At 69.0% G+C, this 15,978-nt stretch carries 19 protein-coding genes; 9 read left to right on the forward strand and 10 right to left on the reverse strand.

What is annotated here, in order from left to right; translation table 11 throughout:
• The first annotated feature begins 8 nt into the window (after nt 1-8).
• Entirely contained in the window at nt 9-785 is a 777-nt protein-coding gene (locus AC1DSA_RS19210) for an MBL fold metallo-hydrolase (RefSeq protein WP_477892121.1), read from the forward strand.
• A gap of 60 nt (nt 786-845) precedes the next feature.
• Here the strand turns inward: AC1DSA_RS19210 and AC1DSA_RS19215 are convergent, their stop codons facing one another.
• The 3 genes from AC1DSA_RS19215 to AC1DSA_RS19225 form a co-directional block, all read right to left on the reverse strand.
• On the reverse strand, nt 846-1,076 hold the full coding sequence (locus tag AC1DSA_RS19215) for a hypothetical protein (protein WP_477892123.1): 231 nt from the start codon (nt 1,074-1,076) through the stop codon (nt 846-848).
• 164 nt (nt 1,077-1,240) lie between these two features.
• Nucleotides 1,241-1,750 (reverse strand): hypothetical protein, encoded by a 510-nt coding sequence (locus tag AC1DSA_RS19220; protein WP_477892125.1) that lies wholly within the window; start codon nt 1,748-1,750, stop codon nt 1,241-1,243.
• The gene (locus AC1DSA_RS19225; protein WP_477892127.1) at nt 1,747-2,877 is read right to left on the reverse strand and encodes a JmjC domain-containing protein; all 1,131 of its coding nucleotides are present in this window, start codon (nt 2,875-2,877) and stop codon (nt 1,747-1,749) included. Before AC1DSA_RS19225 ends, AC1DSA_RS19220 begins: the two co-directional genes overlap by 4 nt.
• A gap of 20 nt (nt 2,878-2,897) precedes the next feature.
• Here AC1DSA_RS19225 and AC1DSA_RS19230 point away from each other — a divergent pair, with 20 nt between their 5' ends.
• Nucleotides 2,898-3,392: an FKBP-type peptidyl-prolyl cis-trans isomerase gene (locus AC1DSA_RS19230; protein ID WP_477892129.1), complete on the forward strand. Its 495-nt coding sequence runs from the start codon at nt 2,898-2,900 to the stop codon at nt 3,390-3,392.
• Nucleotides 3,393-3,510: 118 nt separating this feature from the next.
• Here the strand turns inward: AC1DSA_RS19230 and AC1DSA_RS19235 are convergent, their stop codons facing one another.
• The 3 genes from AC1DSA_RS19235 to coaBC form a co-directional block, all read right to left on the reverse strand.
• Nucleotides 3,511-4,026 (reverse strand): outer membrane lipoprotein, encoded by a 516-nt coding sequence (locus AC1DSA_RS19235; RefSeq protein ID WP_477892131.1) that lies wholly within the window; start codon nt 4,024-4,026, stop codon nt 3,511-3,513.
• Between the two features lie 160 nt (nt 4,027-4,186).
• The gene (gene dut, locus AC1DSA_RS19240; protein WP_477892133.1) at nt 4,187-4,633 is read right to left on the reverse strand and encodes a dUTP diphosphatase; all 447 of its coding nucleotides are present in this window, start codon (nt 4,631-4,633) and stop codon (nt 4,187-4,189) included.
• A 10-nt stretch (nt 4,634-4,643) separates the two neighbouring features.
• Nucleotides 4,644-5,864 (reverse strand): bifunctional phosphopantothenoylcysteine decarboxylase/phosphopantothenate--cysteine ligase CoaBC, encoded by a 1,221-nt coding sequence (coaBC, locus tag AC1DSA_RS19245; protein ID WP_477892135.1) that lies wholly within the window; start codon nt 5,862-5,864, stop codon nt 4,644-4,646.
• Between the two features lie 994 nt (nt 5,865-6,858).
• Between coaBC and AC1DSA_RS19250 the strand changes: the two genes are divergently transcribed.
• From AC1DSA_RS19250 to AC1DSA_RS19275, 6 genes are all read left to right on the forward strand, one after another.
• Nucleotides 6,859-8,544 carry a CTP synthase gene (locus tag AC1DSA_RS19250; protein ID WP_477892137.1) on the forward strand — a complete coding sequence of 562 codons (1,686 nt, stop codon included), beginning with the start codon at nt 6,859-6,861 and terminating at the stop codon, nt 8,542-8,544.
• Complete coding sequence (gene kdsA / locus AC1DSA_RS19255) at nt 8,545-9,402, forward strand: 3-deoxy-8-phosphooctulonate synthase (protein ID WP_477892139.1); 858 nt, start codon at nt 8,545-8,547, stop codon at nt 9,400-9,402.
• Between the two features lie 14 nt (nt 9,403-9,416).
• Complete coding sequence (locus tag AC1DSA_RS19260; protein ID WP_477892141.1) at nt 9,417-9,713, forward strand: DUF1330 domain-containing protein; 297 nt, start codon at nt 9,417-9,419, stop codon at nt 9,711-9,713.
• A gap of 91 nt (nt 9,714-9,804) precedes the next feature.
• The gene (gene eno / locus AC1DSA_RS19265; RefSeq protein WP_477892143.1) at nt 9,805-11,088 is read left to right on the forward strand and encodes a phosphopyruvate hydratase; all 1,284 of its coding nucleotides are present in this window, start codon (nt 9,805-9,807) and stop codon (nt 11,086-11,088) included.
• A 3-nt stretch (nt 11,089-11,091) separates the two neighbouring features.
• On the forward strand, nt 11,092-11,367 hold the full coding sequence (locus AC1DSA_RS19270; RefSeq protein ID WP_477892145.1) for a septum formation initiator family protein: 276 nt from the start codon (nt 11,092-11,094) through the stop codon (nt 11,365-11,367).
• A 4-nt stretch (nt 11,368-11,371) separates the two neighbouring features.
• Nucleotides 11,372-12,034, forward strand: coding sequence for an AAA family ATPase (locus AC1DSA_RS19275; RefSeq protein ID WP_477892147.1), 663 nt, complete (start codon nt 11,372-11,374; stop codon nt 12,032-12,034).
• A 24-nt stretch (nt 12,035-12,058) separates the two neighbouring features.
• Here AC1DSA_RS19275 and AC1DSA_RS19280 read toward each other — a convergent pair whose 3' ends face one another.
• Nucleotides 12,059-12,304 (reverse strand): hypothetical protein, encoded by a 246-nt coding sequence (locus tag AC1DSA_RS19280; RefSeq protein ID WP_477892149.1) that lies wholly within the window; start codon nt 12,302-12,304, stop codon nt 12,059-12,061.
• 106 nt (nt 12,305-12,410) lie between these two features.
• Nucleotides 12,411-13,337 (reverse strand): MerR family transcriptional regulator, encoded by a 927-nt coding sequence (locus AC1DSA_RS19285; RefSeq protein ID WP_477892151.1) that lies wholly within the window; start codon nt 13,335-13,337, stop codon nt 12,411-12,413.
• A 129-nt stretch (nt 13,338-13,466) separates the two neighbouring features.
• Here AC1DSA_RS19285 and AC1DSA_RS19290 point away from each other — a divergent pair, with 129 nt between their 5' ends.
• On the forward strand, nt 13,467-14,288 hold the full coding sequence (locus AC1DSA_RS19290) for a DUF4399 domain-containing protein (RefSeq protein ID WP_477892153.1): 822 nt from the start codon (nt 13,467-13,469) through the stop codon (nt 14,286-14,288).
• A gap of 27 nt (nt 14,289-14,315) precedes the next feature.
• Here the strand turns inward: AC1DSA_RS19290 and hslO are convergent, their stop codons facing one another.
• Together hslO and AC1DSA_RS19300 are read right to left on the reverse strand one after the other, a co-directional pair.
• Nucleotides 14,316-15,281 (reverse strand): Hsp33 family molecular chaperone HslO, encoded by a 966-nt coding sequence (gene hslO, locus AC1DSA_RS19295; RefSeq protein WP_477892155.1) that lies wholly within the window; start codon nt 15,279-15,281, stop codon nt 14,316-14,318.
• Nucleotides 15,281-15,802 carry a gamma carbonic anhydrase family protein gene (locus AC1DSA_RS19300; RefSeq protein ID WP_477892157.1) on the reverse strand — a complete coding sequence of 174 codons (522 nt, stop codon included), beginning with the start codon at nt 15,800-15,802 and terminating at the stop codon, nt 15,281-15,283. The genes hslO and AC1DSA_RS19300 overlap by 1 nt, the downstream gene beginning before the upstream one ends.
• Nucleotides 15,803-15,978 lie beyond the last annotated feature (176 nt).

Genomic DNA, 15,978 nt, shown 5'->3' on the forward strand with positions numbered 1-15,978 from the left:
CCTTCGCCGTGATCCGCTTCAAATCCCTGGGCAGCGGCAGTTCCGGCAACGCCACCGTCGTGCAGGCGCATGCCGGCGCCCGCCTCAGCCACCTGCTGGTCGACTGCGGCCTCGGAATCCGCGAGCTGGACAAGCGCCTGGGCGCCGCCGGCATGCTGGCCGAGCAGATCGACGCCATCTTCGTCACCCACGAGCACGGCGACCACATCGGCTGCGCGCGCCAGCTCGCCCTGCGCGAGCGCATTCCCGTGTACATGAGCGAAGGCACCTATGCCGCGATCGGCCAGCCTGACTTCGACGGGCTGCTGCGCATTGCATGCGACGCATCGGCCTTCGAGGTCGGCGGCCTGCAGGTGCGGCCGTTCACGGTGCCGCATGACGCGCGCGAGCCGCTGCAGCTCACCTGCACCGACGGAGCGACGCGCTTCGGCATCCTGACCGACCTCGGCCACGTCAGCGCGCACGTGCAGCAGGAGCTCGCCGGTTGCGCGACCGTGCTGCTGGAGTGCAACCACGACGAGGAGCTGCTGATGGGCGGCTCCTATCCGCCCTTCCTGAAGCGCCGCGTCGGCGGTGCCTGGGGCCACCTGGCCAACAGTGCGGCGGCCGCCCTCGCGCAGTCGCTGCTGCAGGCAGGGGCGCTGCGGCAAGTGCTGGCCGCCCACCTGAGCGAGCAGAACAACCGGCCGGAACTGGCGCGCTGCGCGCTCGAGGAGTCCCTGGGCTCGGCCGTGGACATCCACATCGCCGACGGGCGCAGCGGCAGCGGCTGGCTTGCCGCCTAGGAACGCGGCCCACCAATGACAAAGCCGCCCGAAGGCGGCTCTGTTGGCAAGCGCGAAGGCTTACTTGGTGGCGGAAGCAGCGCTGGCGGCACCGGAGGCGGCGTCCGCAGCAGCGGAAGCGGCACCAGCGGCAGCGGAGGCAGCAGCGTCGGCAGCCGGGGCAGCGGCGGGCGCCGGAGCCGGGGCGGGAGCAGCAGCGGGAGCCGGAGCAGGCGCCGGCTCTTCCTTCTTGCCGCAGGCGGCCAGGGCAACGGCTGCGACCATCGTGGCGAGAACGAGCGATTTCTTCATTTCAGTTTCCTTCTAGGGATAGGGACAACGATTCCGGAATTTGTCCTTGGCAGCATGCGCCGCCAGGTGACCGAGTGGAGAGGCTCGAGCCCTTTCCAGCTCAGCCAATTATTATAACCTTACCTGCATTTTCTTCGGGCCTTCCCCACTGCCGCGTTGACCCGTCAGAGGCCCAGCGTGCTGGCCGGAAATGCCGGCGTTGCCTTCTGCAGCCACGCGTTCAGCAGTTCGCGCACGGCGACGCGCCGCTCGGGCTCGCTGCCGCAGTAGCCATTGCAGCGTTCGATGTCGCGGCGCTCCAGCACCCACGACGGGCTCCAGATCGCGCTGGGCAGGTCCAGCGGATCGGCCGCGGAACAGGCCGACGCGGTGACAATGTGGGACCAGAGCCCGCGCCAGCGCACGAAGCGCGCATGCTGGCGCGCCACAGCGTCGTAGCGCTTGGCCAGCAGCACCATGTGGCGCCCGGTGCGGGACCACGCCTGCAGCGATTCGGCCACCGCCCGCTCGCCCAGGGGCCAGTCCTCGAAACTGGCATCGCTAAGGACGATCTCGCGCCAGCCTTCCCGCGCCGCGGTGGCAAGAGCGTCGCGGACCAGCTGGCGGAACTCTTCCCGACCCTCGAAGCGGCGGGACGGAAGTTCCGGCCCGGCCGCATGCACGCCGTCGTTCATGTCGCACCTCCATTCGCGTGGGCCCAGCCCGCATCGCACCAGGACCGCAGCAGGTCAAGGGCCGCCTCGCTGGCGCCCTCCAGTTCCCGCGCATCGAGCCGGCGCTGGTCGGCGAGCCGGCGCATCAGTGCCGCATCGCGTCCGCCTGCGCGCCAGGCCTCGCCATTGATGAACACGTGGCGACGGTCGTGCAGCATGCGCGTGCGCGCATCGAGCGCGATGGACCGCAGCCGGCGCGGCACCCGTCCCGGCTCGAACCACACGTTCGCCTTCGGCTCCGTGAGGTACTCGCCCAGGGCCCGGTCCAGCGACGAAGGATCCTTCAGAGCCGCGGCCAGCGCATCTCGGGCGAAGACGGCCAGGCCTTCGGGAATCGCGCCCGGCGAGCCGGTGGCCTCCTGCCGCGGGTCCTGGTAGATGCGCTCCGCGCCCTGCTCCGCGGCCTCATCGGCCATGCGCTGCAGCAGCTCGCGCGCGAGTTCGCCCTGCGCCGGCGCGCGAAAGCCGATCGAATAGGTCTGGCAGTCACCCTCCGCGATGCCATCGTGCGCATAGCGGGGCGGCAGGTACAGAAGGTCGCCCGGCTCCAGCACCATCTCCTGCTCGGGCTCGAAGTGGGCCAGGATCTTCAGCGGCAGCCCTTCCTGCAGCGACAGGTCCCGTTGCCGGCCGATGCGCCAGCGGCGCCGGCCCTGCGCCTGCAGCAGGAACACGTCGTAGCTGTCGAAGTGGGGGCCGACGCCGCCACCGTCGGTCGCGAAGCTGATCATCAGGTCGTCGAGCCGCGCGGCGGGCAGGAAGTCGAAGCTGCGCAGCAGCGCATGGGCGCGCGCGTCGTGCAGGTCCACGCCCTGCACCAGCAGCGTCCAGTCGCTTTGCTTGCGTGCGGGCAGCGCACGCCGGGCGAAGGGGCCGCGCTGCAGCCGCCAGGATGCGCCCTCGCGGGCCACCAGCCGCGACTCGACCTCGTCGCGGGCGGCCAGAGCGAACAGTTCCGCAGGCGTCAGCAGCGGCTGGAACGCGGGCACGGCCTGGCGCACCAGCAGGGGTTTCTTCTGCCAGTGGCGCTTCATGAACTGGGCCGGCGTGAGGCCGCCCAGCAGGGCCGAATGTCGATCGATGTCCATCGCGGTGCGACAATTCTCCTATGGAAATCACACCGCACTGCGTCGTCGCCCTCAGCTGGACGCTCAAGGACACGCTGGGAGAGGAACTCGATCGGCTGGAAGAGCCCGTGGAGTTCCTGGTGGGCGGCAGCGACCTGCTGGCGAAGATCGAGGAGGCGCTGCAGGGCCACGAACCGGGCGACCGGGTGGACCTGCACCTGGAGCCGAAAGACGCTTTCGGCGACTACGACGAAACGCGCGTGTTCCTGGAGCCGCGCACGGTGTTCCCCGAGGTGCTGGAGGAAGGCATGACCTACGAGGGCCTGCCCACCGGCGCCACCAGCGAGGACGCCCCGCGCAACCTGCTCTACACCGTGACCGAGATCTATCCGGAGCACGTGGTGCTCGATGGCAACCACCCGCTGGCCGGCATCGCGCTACGGCTGCACCTGAAGGTCGAGGGCGTGCGCGAGGCCACCGAAGAGGAAATCGGCCAGGGCACGCTGGGCACCGGCTTCTTCCGGATCGGGGATTGAGGCCGGAGCCCCGTGCAGAAGGACTGCCGGCCGGCAGCTCCAATGAAAAAGCCGGGCTGCGCCCGGCTTTTCGGTGTTGGACCCTTTCAGGAACACCCGGTGTTCCCGAAGTGGACCGTCACGCGCGGTAGATCACGCCGTTGTCGACGCGCACGCGGTCACCCACGCGCAGGTCGCCGGTCGCGGGCACTTCGAACGTGCGCATCGCGCCCTGGTCGGACTGCATCGTGATGCGATAGCCGGGAGCGGTCGTCACGCCCTGCTGGTTGCGCGCCACCTGGTTGCCGATCGCCGCGCCGGCCACGCCACCCAGCACGGTCGCAGCGGTACGGCCGGTGCCGCCGCCGATCTGGCTGCCGATGGCCGCGCCGGCCAGGCCGCCCACGACCGCGCCGATGATGCCGTTGTGGTTCGGGGCGTTGGTGCCGACCGGCATGTATTCGATGTTGGTGATCCGGCCGTACTCGGTGCCGGCGACCGGATAGGACGCAGCCGGATAGCTGGTAGTGGTCGGATAGGTGCTCGTCGGATACGACGGATAGGTGTTGTTGGCGACCGGGTAGGACGAGCAGGCAGCCAGCATGGCGGCAGCGACACCACCGGCGACCAGGGTGGAAAGGCGGGACAGGTTCATGGAAATCTCCTTCGTTCGATACAACATGGCGGGACCCACCATGGGTCGCCCTGTCCAGTCATTGAAGCGAGGAAAACCCATCCGCAGGCGCAGCCATTCCCGCAGCTTGGTGTAGGAGAGGGTCGGCTCCCCGGTCAGCGGTCGCGCACGGGACCGGGCCTCAGCTCTTCCCTGTCGAACCGTAGCCGCCGGTCCCGCGCTGCGTCGCGGGGAAGTCGGCCACCACGTTGAAGGACGCCTGCGCGACGGGCACGATCACCAGCTGCGCCAGGCGCTCCATCGGCTGCAGCGTGAAGGCCGTGTCGCTGCGGTTCCAGGCGCTCACCATCAGCTGGCCCTGGTAGTCGCTGTCGATCAGGCCGACGAGGTTGCCCAGCACGATGCCGTGTTTGTGGCCCAGCCCCGAGCGGGGCAGGATCAGCGCGGCATAGCCCGGATCGTTCAGCCAGATGGCGATGCCGGTGGGCACCAGCTGCCAGGCGTTGGGCTCCAGCGTCAGCGGTGCATCGAGGCAGGCCCGCAGGTCCAGGCCGGCGCTGCCGGGCGTGGCATAGGTGGGCAGTTGATCCGCCATGCGGGGATCGAGGATCTTGACGTCGACTTTCATTCGGGAGTGTTCAGGCCCGCGGCGTCAGGCGGCGGGCGATTTCGCCGACCAGGCGGCGCGCGCAGTCGGTCTTGGAGGCCCGCGGCAGTTCCTGCACGCCGTCGGCATCGACCAGCAGCATCTGGTTGTCGTCCTGCCCGAAGGTGAGCGGGCCGATGTTGCCCACCAGCAGCGGGATGCCCTTGCGCTTGCGCTTCTCGGTGGCGTGCTTCACGAGGTCGTGGCTTTCCGCGGCGAAGCCGACGCAGAACAGCGCGCCGCTCCTGGCACGCTCGCCCTGGGCGACCGTGGCGAGGATGTCGGGGTTCTCGGTGAAGCGCACCGTGGGCACATCGCCGCTGCCGACCTTCTTGATCTTCTGGTCCGACTCGGACACCGGCCGCCAGTCCGCGACCGCGGCGGCCGCGATGAAGATATCGGCCGACGGCGTCTCCGCCTGCGTGGCAGCCAGCATGTCGCGCGCCGACCTCACGTCGATGCGGCGCACGCCCCGCGGCGTCGGCACGCTCACCGGCCCGGCCACCAGCGCCACCTCGGCGCCGGCTTCCCGCGCCGCGCGCGCGATGGCGAAACCCATCTTGCCGGAGGAGTGGTTCGTGATGCCGCGGATCGGGTCCAGCGCCTCGAAGGTGGGACCGGCCGTGATCACCACCTTGCGGCCGGCCAGCAGCTTGGGCTGGAAGAAGGCGATGAGGTCCTCCAGCAAGTCCTGCGGCTCCAGCATGCGGCCGTCGCCCGTTTCGCCGCAGGCCTGCGGACCACTGCCCACGCCGAGCAACGTGGCGCCATCGGCCGCGAGCTGCGCCATGTTGCGCTGGGTTGCGGGGTGCGCCCACATCTCGCGGTTCATGGCCGGAGCGATCAGCAGCGGCACACGGTCGATCGGCCTGGCCAGGCACATGAGCGACAGCAGTTCGTCCGCGCGGCCGTGCACCAGCCTGGCCATGAAGTCCGCGCTGCAGGGCGCGATCAGGATGGCATCGGACTCCCGCGACAGGTTGATGTGCGGCATGTTGTTCGGCTCGCGCGGGTCCCACTGCGAGCCGTAAACGCTGCGCCCCGAAAGGGCCTGCATGGTCACGGACGTGATGAACTGCTCGCCCGCCTCGGTCATCACCACCTGCACGGTGGCGCCCTCCTTGATCAGCGCGCGGCACAGCTCCGCGGCCTTGTAGCACGCGATGCCGCCCGTGAGTCCCAGGACGATGTGCTTGCCGGCCAGGTCGTTCATGGGGCGCAATGTAGCAGAGGGTTCGTGTCGCTTTCGCTGCTGGGACCCGCTCCTGTAAAGCGGGCACAGTGGCTGCCGTACTCAGCCGGGAGCTGCGCCCCGCTGCCAAGCCCCGCGCGGGCGGGCYGGGGCGCGCTGGCAGGGCGTCCGGCGCGCAAGCGCGCCGGCAAACCTGCGWKGRCCGGGYRGRCGGCCCGCGCGGCTGAACTCGCTGCGTGTTTGCCTGCGCGCAGGCAAACCCTCCGCTCGGGCAGCATCCGCGAGTCAGATCTCGTACGCATGCCTCGATACGCGCTACACGCTCTCGTAGCCATGCTGGCCGCCCGCCCGGCCCTCGCAGGCGCCCTGCCTTCATGCGCGCCCCAGCCCGCCCACGCGGGGCTTGGCAGCCAGCAGAGCCTTGGTGCACCACGTGTGGATCGGCCGGAGCCCTAGGTGTCATGCAGCGGTGTGCGTGCTGCCCGAATGAGCAGAGCGCTCGGTGTCGCGCCAGGCGGTGCGCGGTGCCGGCCCGCATGAAGGGGTGGCGCCTGAAAGGCTGGTCCCGGCGCCGCAGCGCGGCTACGAGAGCGCCTTGGCGCGTATCGAGCCGCGCGTACGTCTCTGGCTCGCAAAACTTGTTCGAGTCTGGAGTTCGTTCGCGCGCGGACGAACTCCAGACGAGTTGTTTTGCGAGCGGCGCCGGGACCAGCCTTTCAGGTCTGCCGGCGCGCTTGCGCGCCGGACGCCACCCCAGCGGGCCGGCACCGCGCACCGCCTGGCGCGACACGCCTCCGTCCCCAACGCGATCTGCGAGAGGCCGCCACCTCAAGCCTCCTCGCGCGACACGCTTCCGCGAACTACCAACCGTCACCAAACCAAGTTGTTCGCCGTGCAAACATGCCGCCGCCGCTGCATTTCCGGCACATCCATGCGCCGTGCCGTCGGAGGGACAAAGGTCCTTCCTTATAATCTCCCTTTACCACCTCCTCGGGAGCGGCCCTCCCGACCTGACATGACCAAATTCGTCTTCGTCACCGGCGGTGTGGTGTCCTCCCTGGGCAAGGGAATCGCCTCAGCCTCCCTCGCAGCGATCCTGGAGTCGCGGGGCCTCAAAGTCACCCTGATCAAGCTCGATCCCTACATCAACGTGGATCCGGGCACGATGTCCCCCTTCCAGCACGGCGAGGTGTTCGTGACCGACGACGGCGCGGAAACCGACCTGGACCTCGGCCACTACGAGCGCTTCGTCTCCACGCGCATGCGCAAGGCGAACAACTTCACGACGGGCCAGATCTACAAGAGCGTGCTGGAGAAGGAACGCCGCGGCGACTACCTCGGCAAGACCGTGCAGGTCATTCCCCACGTCACCAACGAGATCCAGGAATTCATCCGCCGCGGCGCCGGCGTCGGCACCTCCAACCAGGTGGACGTGGCCATCGTCGAGATCGGCGGCACCGTGGGCGACATCGAGTCCCTGCCCTTCCTGGAGGCCGTGCGCCAGATGGCGCTCAAGCTCGGCCCCAACAACTCCGCGTTCGTCCACCTCACCTACGTGCCCTTCATCCAGGCCGCCGGCGAGCTGAAGACCAAGCCGACGCAGCACACGGTGCAGAAGATGCGCGAGATCGGGATCCAGCCCGACGCGCTGCTGTGCCGCGCGGACCGCAAGATCCCCGAGGACGAGGCCGAGAAGATCAGCCTGTTCACCAACGTCCCGCGCTGGGGCGTGATCTCCATGCCGGACGTGGACACCATCTACAAGGTGCCTCGCGTGCTGCACGAGCAGGGCCTGGATGGCCTGATCTGCGACAAGCTGCGCCTGAACACGCCGCCGGCCAACCTCAAGCGCTGGGACGACCTGGTGTACGAGGTGGAGCATCCGAAGGGCGAAGTGCAGATCGCCATGGTCGGCAAGTACGTCGACCTGTCGGACAGCTACAAGTCGCTGAACGAGGCGCTGCGCCACGCCGGGCTGAAGAACCACGTGCGCGTGAAGATCGACTACGTCGACTCCGAGACGATCACGCCCGAGAGCGTCAACCAGCTGCAGAAGTACGACGCGATCCTGGTCCCCGGCGGCTTCGGCAAGCGCGGCATCGAAGGCAAGATCGGCGCGGCCCGGTTCGCGCGCGAGAACAAGGTGCCCTACCTGGGCATCTGCCTGGGCATGCAGGTCGCCACCATCGAGTACGCGCGCGACGTCGCCGGCCTCCCCAACGCCAACAGCACCGAGTTCGACCCCGAGACGCCCCACCCCGTGATCGCGCTGATCACCGAGTGGAAAGACGCCGACGGCACCATCAAGACCCGCAGCGAGCAGTCCGACCTGGGCGGCACGATGCGGCTGGGCGCGCAGAGCTCGGACGTCGCCAAGGGCACGCTGGCGCACCAGATCTACGGCGACGTGGTGACCGAGCGGCATCGCCACCGCTACGAAGCGAACGTGAAGTACCTGGACCAGCTGCGGTCCTCCGGCCTGGTGATCTCCGCGCTGACGCAGCGCGAACACCTGACGGAGATCGTGGAACTGCCGCAGGACGCGCACCCGTGGTTCATGGGCGTGCAGTTCCACCCCGAGTTCAAGTCCACGCCCTGGGACGGCCATCCGCTGTTCAATTCGTTCATCCATGCCGCCTGCGAGCACCAGGCCGGCGCCCACAAGGGCGCGGGCGGCAAGTCCCTGAAGGCGGTCGCCTAAATGAAGCTGTGCGGCTTCGAAGTGGGGCTGGACCGGCCCTTCTTCCTCATCTCCGGCCCCTGCGTCGTCGAGTCCGAGCAGCTGCAGATGGACGTGGCGGGCCGGCTCAAGGAGATCACCTCCTCGCTGGGCATCCCCTTCATCTTCAAGAGCAGCTACGACAAGGCCAACCGCTCTTCCGGTTCCAGCTTCCGTGGTCCCGGCATGACGCGCGGACTGGAGATCCTGGCCAAGGTGAAGCGCGAGCTGGACGTGCCGATCCTGACCGACGTCCACACCGAGGCCGAGGTGCCCGTGGTCGCCGCCGTGGTGGACGTCCTGCAGACACCTGCCTTCCTGTCCCGCCAGACCGACTTCATCCGGGCCGTCGCCCAGTCGGGCAAGCCGGTGAACATCAAGAAGGGCCAGTTCCTCGCGCCCGGCGACATGAAGAACGTGATCCAGAAGGCCCGCGACGCCGCGCGCGAGAAGGGCCTGGAGCAAGACAACTTCATGGCCTGCGAGCGCGGCGCCAGCTTCGGCTACAACAACCTGGTGTCCGACATGCGCTCGCTCGCGATCATGCGGGAGACCGGCGCGCCGGTGGTGTTCGACGCCACGCACTCGGTGCAGCTGCCCGGCGGCCAGGGCACCAGCTCCGGCGGCCAGCGCGAGTTCGTTCCGGTGCTGTCGCGCGCCGCGATCGCCGTGGGCGTCGCGGGCATCTTCATGGAGACGCATCCCGATCCGGCCAAGGCGCTCTCCGACGGTCCCAACGCCGTGCCGCTCAAGCACATGCGCGCCCTGCTCGAGACCCTGGTGGAGCTGGACCGCATCACCAAGAAGAACGGCTTCCTCGAGAACGACTTCCAGCCCTGAGCCCGGAGACCCCCATGCCCGCCGCCTACGTGATCGTCGAGATGAACATCTCCCATCCCGAGCAATACAAGGAATACATGGCGCGGGCGCCGGCGGCGGTGAAGGCCGCCGGCGGTGAGTACCTGGTGCGCGGCGGCAAGCAGGAAACGCTGGAGGGCGACTGGAAGCCGCACCGCGTGGCGATGCTGCGCTTTCCCAGCTTCGAGCAGGCCAAAGCCTTCTACGACGGCGAGATGTACACCCAGGCGCGCAGTTTCCGCCAGGGCGCCACCGAATACTTCAACATGGTCCTCGTCGAAGGAGTGGCCTGAAGGCCACTCCCTCCGGGATCATGGGCTCCCCCTCCCCGACCCCTCCCTCGAGGGAGGGGACAAAGAAACAGCAACAAAAGAGAAGACCTGAATGAGCGCAATCGTTGACATCGTCGGCCGCGAGATCCTGGACTCGCGCGGCAACCCCACCGTGGAATGCGACGTGCTGCTGGAGTCGGGCACGATGGGCCGCGCGGCCGTGCCCTCCGGCGCGTCCACCGGCTCGCGCGAGGCCATCGAGCTGCGCGACGGCGATCCCAAGCGCTACCTCGGCAAGGGTGTGCTGAAGGCCGTCGAGCACATCAACACCGAGATCTCCGAATCGGTCCTGGGCCTCGACGCCTCCGAGCAGAACTTCCTCGACAAGACCCTGATCGACCTGGACGGCACCGAGAACAAGAGCCGCCTGGGCGCCAATTCCATGCTGGCCGTCTCCATGGCCGTGGCGCGCGCCGCGGCGGAAGAATCCGGCTTGCCCCTGTACCGCTATTTCGGCGGCATGAACGGCTGCCAGCTGCCGGTGCCGATGATGAACGTCGTCAACGGCGGCGCGCACGCCAACAACAACCTCGACCTGCAGGAACTGATGATCATCCCCGTGGGGGCGCCCAGCTTCCGCGAGGCGGTGCGCTACGGCGCCGAGGTGTTCCACGCGCTCAAGAAGATCCTCCACGACAAGGGCATGAGCGTCGCCGTCGGCGACGAAGGCGGCTTCGCGCCCAACGTGGACAACCACGAGGCCGCGATCCAGATGATCCTGCAGGCGATCGAGAAGGCGGGCTACAAGCCGGGAGAGCAGATCGCGCTGGGCCTGGATTGCGCCTCCAGCGAGTTCTACAAGGACGGCGTGTACGACCTGTCGGCCGAAGGCCAGAAGCTCAACGCCGCCGACTGGACCGCCGTGCTGGAGAACTGGGTCTCCAAGTACCCGATCATCAGCATCGAGGACGGCATGGCCGAAGGCGACTGGGACGGCTGGAAGCACCTGACCGAACGCCTGGGCCGCAAGGTGCAGCTGGTGGGCGACGACCTGTTCGTCACCAACACCAAGATCCTCAAGGAAGGCATCGAGAAGAACATCGCCAACTCGATCCTGATCAAGATCAACCAGATCGGCACGCTCTCCGAGACCTTCGCCGCCGTCGAGATGGCCAAGCGCGCCAACTACACCGCGGTGATCAGCCACCGCTCCGGCGAAACCGAGGACTCCACCATCGCCGACATCGCCGTGGGCACCAACGCCGGCCAGATCAAGACCGGCTCGCTGAGCCGCAGCGACCGGATGGCCAAGTACAACCAGCTGCTGCGCATCGAGGAAGACCTGGGCGAGATCGCGCAGTACCCCGGCCTCGCGGCCTTCTACAACCTGCGGTAGTACTTGAGCTCTCGCGTCGTCGCCGCCCTGCTCGTCGGCCTGCTGGCCGTGGTGCAGGCCCAGCTCTGGCTGGGCCGCGGCAGCGTCGGCGACGTCGCGCAGATGCAGCAGAAGCTGGACGAGCAGAAGGCGCGCAACGCGCTGGCCCAGCAAGCCAACGAGCGGCTCGCCGCCGAGGTGCGCGACCTGCACGAGGGCCTGGACATGGTCGAGGAAAAGGCGCGCGGCGAGCTGGGCATGGTCAAGCCCAACGAGATCCTCGTCCAGATCGTGAAGTAGCCCCATGGGCGCGAAGTGCATCGCGCTGCTCGGCGCGGAAAGCACGGGCAAGACCCGCCTCGCGGACGAACTCACCCGGCACCTGCTTGGACGAGGACTGCGTGCCCGCGCGGCGCCGGAAGTGCTGCGCGAATGGTGCGTCCGCGAGGGCCGCGCACCGCGCCCCGGGGAACAGCTGGCGATCGCGCGCGAACAGGAAGCCCGCGTGGACGCCGCGCTCGCCGACGCCGACATCGTCATCGCCGACACCACCGCGCTCATGGTGGCGATTTACGCCGGCATGCTGTTCCCCGACGGCGAGCTCTGCCGATTCGCCGTGGAACGCCAGCGACGCTACGACGCGACCCTGGTCACCGGCCTGGACCTGCCCTGGGTCCCGGACGGACTGCAGCGTGATGCGGCTGCACCGCGCGAAGACGTGGATGCGCTGGTCCGCACCCTGCTGCAAGGGGCGGGGATCGCGTTCCAGGTGGTCTATGGAGAAGGGCCGCAGCGGCTCGCCAGCGCGCTGCAGGCGCTCGCGGCGGCGGGTGTGCTGCCGGCGGGGCCGGCCGCGCATGCATTTGCGCAGGAGGCGCGGCGGCCGTGGGTCTGGGCCTGCGACAAGTGCAGCGACCCGGAGTGCGAGCACCGCCTCTTCACGCAGTTGCGCGGCGACCGCGGCTGACGCGGCCCGCCGCACTCGCGCGGCTTAGTTCTTGTCCTTCTTGGCCGTCGTCTTCTTGGTCGATTTCTTGGTGCTGCTCTTCTTGGTGCTGGTCGACTTCTTGCTGGACGAGGCGGCCGGCTTCGCAGCCGCTGCCGGCGCGGCCGGCGAGGCGGCAGTTCCGGAGCCCTGCGACGGCGACGCGGGCGTCGCCGGGGTGGCGGGCGTGGCCTGGGCGAAGGCGAAGGAGACGGCCAGCGAGGCGATCAGGGCGGCGAAGAGTTTTTTCATGGAATGTTTCCTTGGGTTGGAGAGACGGCCTGGGCCGCCCTTGACCAACGCCCCAGCCCCGCGCACCGGGTGACGGCAAGCGCGCCGCCGCCGCGTCGGATGCCGCCTACTTGGCACTGACCGCCGCGCCGCGCCACTGCGCGATCGCCGCGGTCAGGTCGCGGATGTGCGCGACGTGCCGCACGCCGGCGATGCGCCGTCGTGCCAGCGCCGGTGCCGCGCCGCCCGCCCACAGCGCCACCTGGGGGGCAAGCTCGCCACGCAGCTGCTCGAGTCCGCGCAGCACGTGCGCCGGATTCATGTGCGAGGAAAAGCTCAGGCCCACCACGTCGGCACCGAAGGCCGAGGCCGCCGACACGATCTGCGGAAGCGGCACCCGCACGCCCAGCGAGGTGCACGGGCAGCCCTCCAGCGCCAGCAGCGCCTGCGCCATCAGCAGCCCCAGCCCGTGCAGTTCCTCCGGCACGGTCGCGAGCAGCACCCTGGGGCCGGAGGAAGTGGGCGCCGGCAGCCGCGCGAGGTGCGCGCGCACCACCTGCTGCACGGCCTCGCTGTACAGGTGCTCCTCGTAGACCTCGAGGTCGCCGTTGGCCCAGGCCTGGCCCACGTGGCCGTTCATCGGGGCCAGGAGCTCGGTGATGAAACCGGCCAGCCCTTCGTTGCGTATCGATTCTTCGAACAGTCGCAACAAGGCGGGGACGTCATGGGAACGCAAGGGGTCCAGCACGGGATCGGCAATGGGCCTGGCGCCGGCGGAGCGCTCGCTGCGCGGACCCGCGAGCGCCGCGAGCTGGCTCGCTTTCAGCGCCATCAGGCGACCGGGCCGGTGCCCGTGCGCCATCAGGTCGGCGATCAGGCGCAGCTTTCGCACCTGCTCCTCGGGATAGCTGCGCTCGCCGCGCAGGTCGCGCCCCGGCTGCGGAAACCCGTACCGGCGCTCCCAGATGCGCAGCGTGGCGCGCGCGATGCCGGTGGACTGCTCCACCGAGGCAATCGGGATCCCTTCCTGCGGTGGTTCGCTCGTCACGGCCATGCCCGGATTGTGGCGCGGCCGGCGCTGCCTTCGGGCGGAAGGGAAGCACCGCTCGTTGGACCGTCGCGGCACAACGTCCGCGTATCTATTTGTAGTAGGACAATCACTTAACCTGATTGAAGGAAGAAGATGAACACCGTGCCACGCCTGGTCCTCCCGCTCGCCCTGGCGCTGTCCGCCGTCGTGGCGTTCCCCTCCCACGGCATCGCGGCGGAGCCCGAGGTGCTGGCGCATCCCTGGGTGGTGCCGCCGCCGAACCGCGAGCCGCAGGCCTATTTCAGCAACGTGAAGGACGGCGACGTGCTGGAAGCGCCGTTCGTCCTGCGCTTCGGCCTGTCGATGCGCGGCATCGTGCCTGCCGGCAAGACCGTGGGCCGGGCGGGCCACCACCACCTGCTGGTGGACCAGCCGCTGCCGCTGGACTTCAAGAAGCCGCTGCCCTTCACGGAGAAGTACATCCACTTCGGCAAGGGCCAGATGGAACACGTGGTGGACCTGCCGCCGGGCACCTACACCTTCAACCTGCTGCTGGCCGACCAGGGCCACATCCCCTACTTCGTGTACAGCAAGCCGGTGCGGCTGACGATCGCGAAGCGCCGGACCCTGGCGGCCGGCGAGAGCGTGACCGGTCCCGCGCGCGTGCGCATCCTCAGCCCCGCGCCCGACGAGACCGTGCGCGGCCCGGTGCGCGTGCAGTTCCATGCCAGCGGCCACAACGTGGCGCACGCCGACGCGCAGGTGCCCGGCACCTCGCACTTCCGGCTGACGCTGGCGCGCGCCGGCAAGCCGCCGGAAGTGCTGGACCTGCGCGGCGGGCAGACCGAGGTGTGGCTGAACCCGCCGAAGGGCGAGTACCAGCTGCAGCTGGAGCTGGTGGGCAACCGCGAGGGCGAGCCGGTGACGGCGGCCGCGCCGGTCCAGAAGATGCTGGTGGGCGGCTCGCCGATGTGAGCGGGCGCGGCGCGGGCCGCGCCATGTTCACTGAATGGTCGACGAAGCGGGCGGCCGGTCCCCCGGCGCGGTGAAGATCTGCGCCGCGTCCACCGCGTCGAAGCGGTAGTGCTGGCCGCAGAAGTCGCAGGACACGTCGATCTCGCCGCGTTCAGCGAGGATGCTCTCGGCCTCCTCCTGGCCCAGGCCGCGGATCATGCCGGTCACCCGTTCGCGGCTGCAAGTGCAGGCGAAGCGCGGCGTCTGCGGATCGAAGCGCAGGATCTTCTCCTGCCAGAACAGCCGCCGCAGGATGGTCTCGATGTCGAGCTGCAGCAGCTCGTCGCCGGTCAGGCTCCCCGCGAGCGTGGCGATGCGGTTGAAGTGTTCCAGCTGCTCCGCCGGGTCGGCGGCCTGGCGCCCCGCCAGGTTGCCTTCACCCTCGGCCGGCAGCCGCTGGATCAGCAATCCGGCCGCGACGTTGTTGTCGGCCGCCAGCACCAGCTTGGTGTCCAGCTGCTCGGACTGCCGCATGTAGTGTTCGAGCACGGCCGACAGGTCCGGTTGCCCGGCGCCGAAGGTCGCGTTGAGCGGCACCACGCCCTGGTAGGCCTGCTGCCCCGGCAGGCGGTCCTTGGGATCGAGCGTGATCGCGCAGCGCCCGCGGCCGTTGACGTTCACCAGGTCCTGCAGGTGCGCGTCGGCCGCGACTTCCCCCACCACCTTCGCGGTGACCCGCACGCTCAGGTCCTGCTGCACCTCGGCGACGGCGACCTTGACCGGCCCCTCGCCGAAGATCTGCATGATCAGCGCGCCGTTGAACTTGATGCTGGACTGCATCAGCACGCCGGCCGCCGCCATTTCTCCCAGCATGCTGGTCACCGGCCAGGGCCAGGGCGACTGCGCATCGTCCGCGCGGCGCCGCGCCAGCACCTCCTGCCAGGCGTCCGTGAGGCGCACGATCATGCCGCGCACCGGCAGGCCGTCGAAAAGGAACTTGTGCAGTTCGGACATCAACCGATCTTCTTGCGCCTGGCGTGCCGCTGTGCGTTCTCGACGTAGTGCTGGGGAATGGTCTGGAAGCGGGCGATCTGCTCGGCGTCGAGCGTGCGGATGGCCTTGGCGGGGGAACCGACGATCAGCGAATTGTCCGGGAACTCCTTGCCCTCGGTGACCACGCTGCCGGCGCCGACGATGGAATTCTTCCCGATCCTCGCGTTGTTCAGGATGACGGCCTGGATCCCGATGAGCGAGCCGTCGCCGACGGTGCAGCCGTGCAGCATCACCTGGTGGCCCACCGTGACGTTGTCGCCGATCGTGAGGGGCACGCCGAAGTCCGCGTGCAGCACCGAGCCGTCCTGGATGTTGCTGTTCCTGCCGATGCGGATCTTCTCGGTGTCGCCCCGCACCACGCACTGGTACCAGACACTGGCGTTCTCGGCCATCTCCACCTGGCCGATCACCTCGGCGTTGTCGGCGACCCAGGCGCCCTTGTCCAGTTTCGGCGCCATGCCGTCGAGTTCGTAGATCGCCATCGTGTTTCCCGGGCAAAACTAGAATTGTAGGGATGGAACTGCGCCAACAGGCCCTGCTGGCGCTTTGCGCCGCCGACCCGCGCGACAAGGCCGCGCTGGCCCGGTCGCTGTGGGAGCGCGCCGCTGACCTGCCGCTAGCGCCGCAGGCGCCCGTGGCGCCGGCCGCGCTGCCCGGC

Source organism: Ramlibacter sp. P4_H7 (assembly GCF_056400765.1).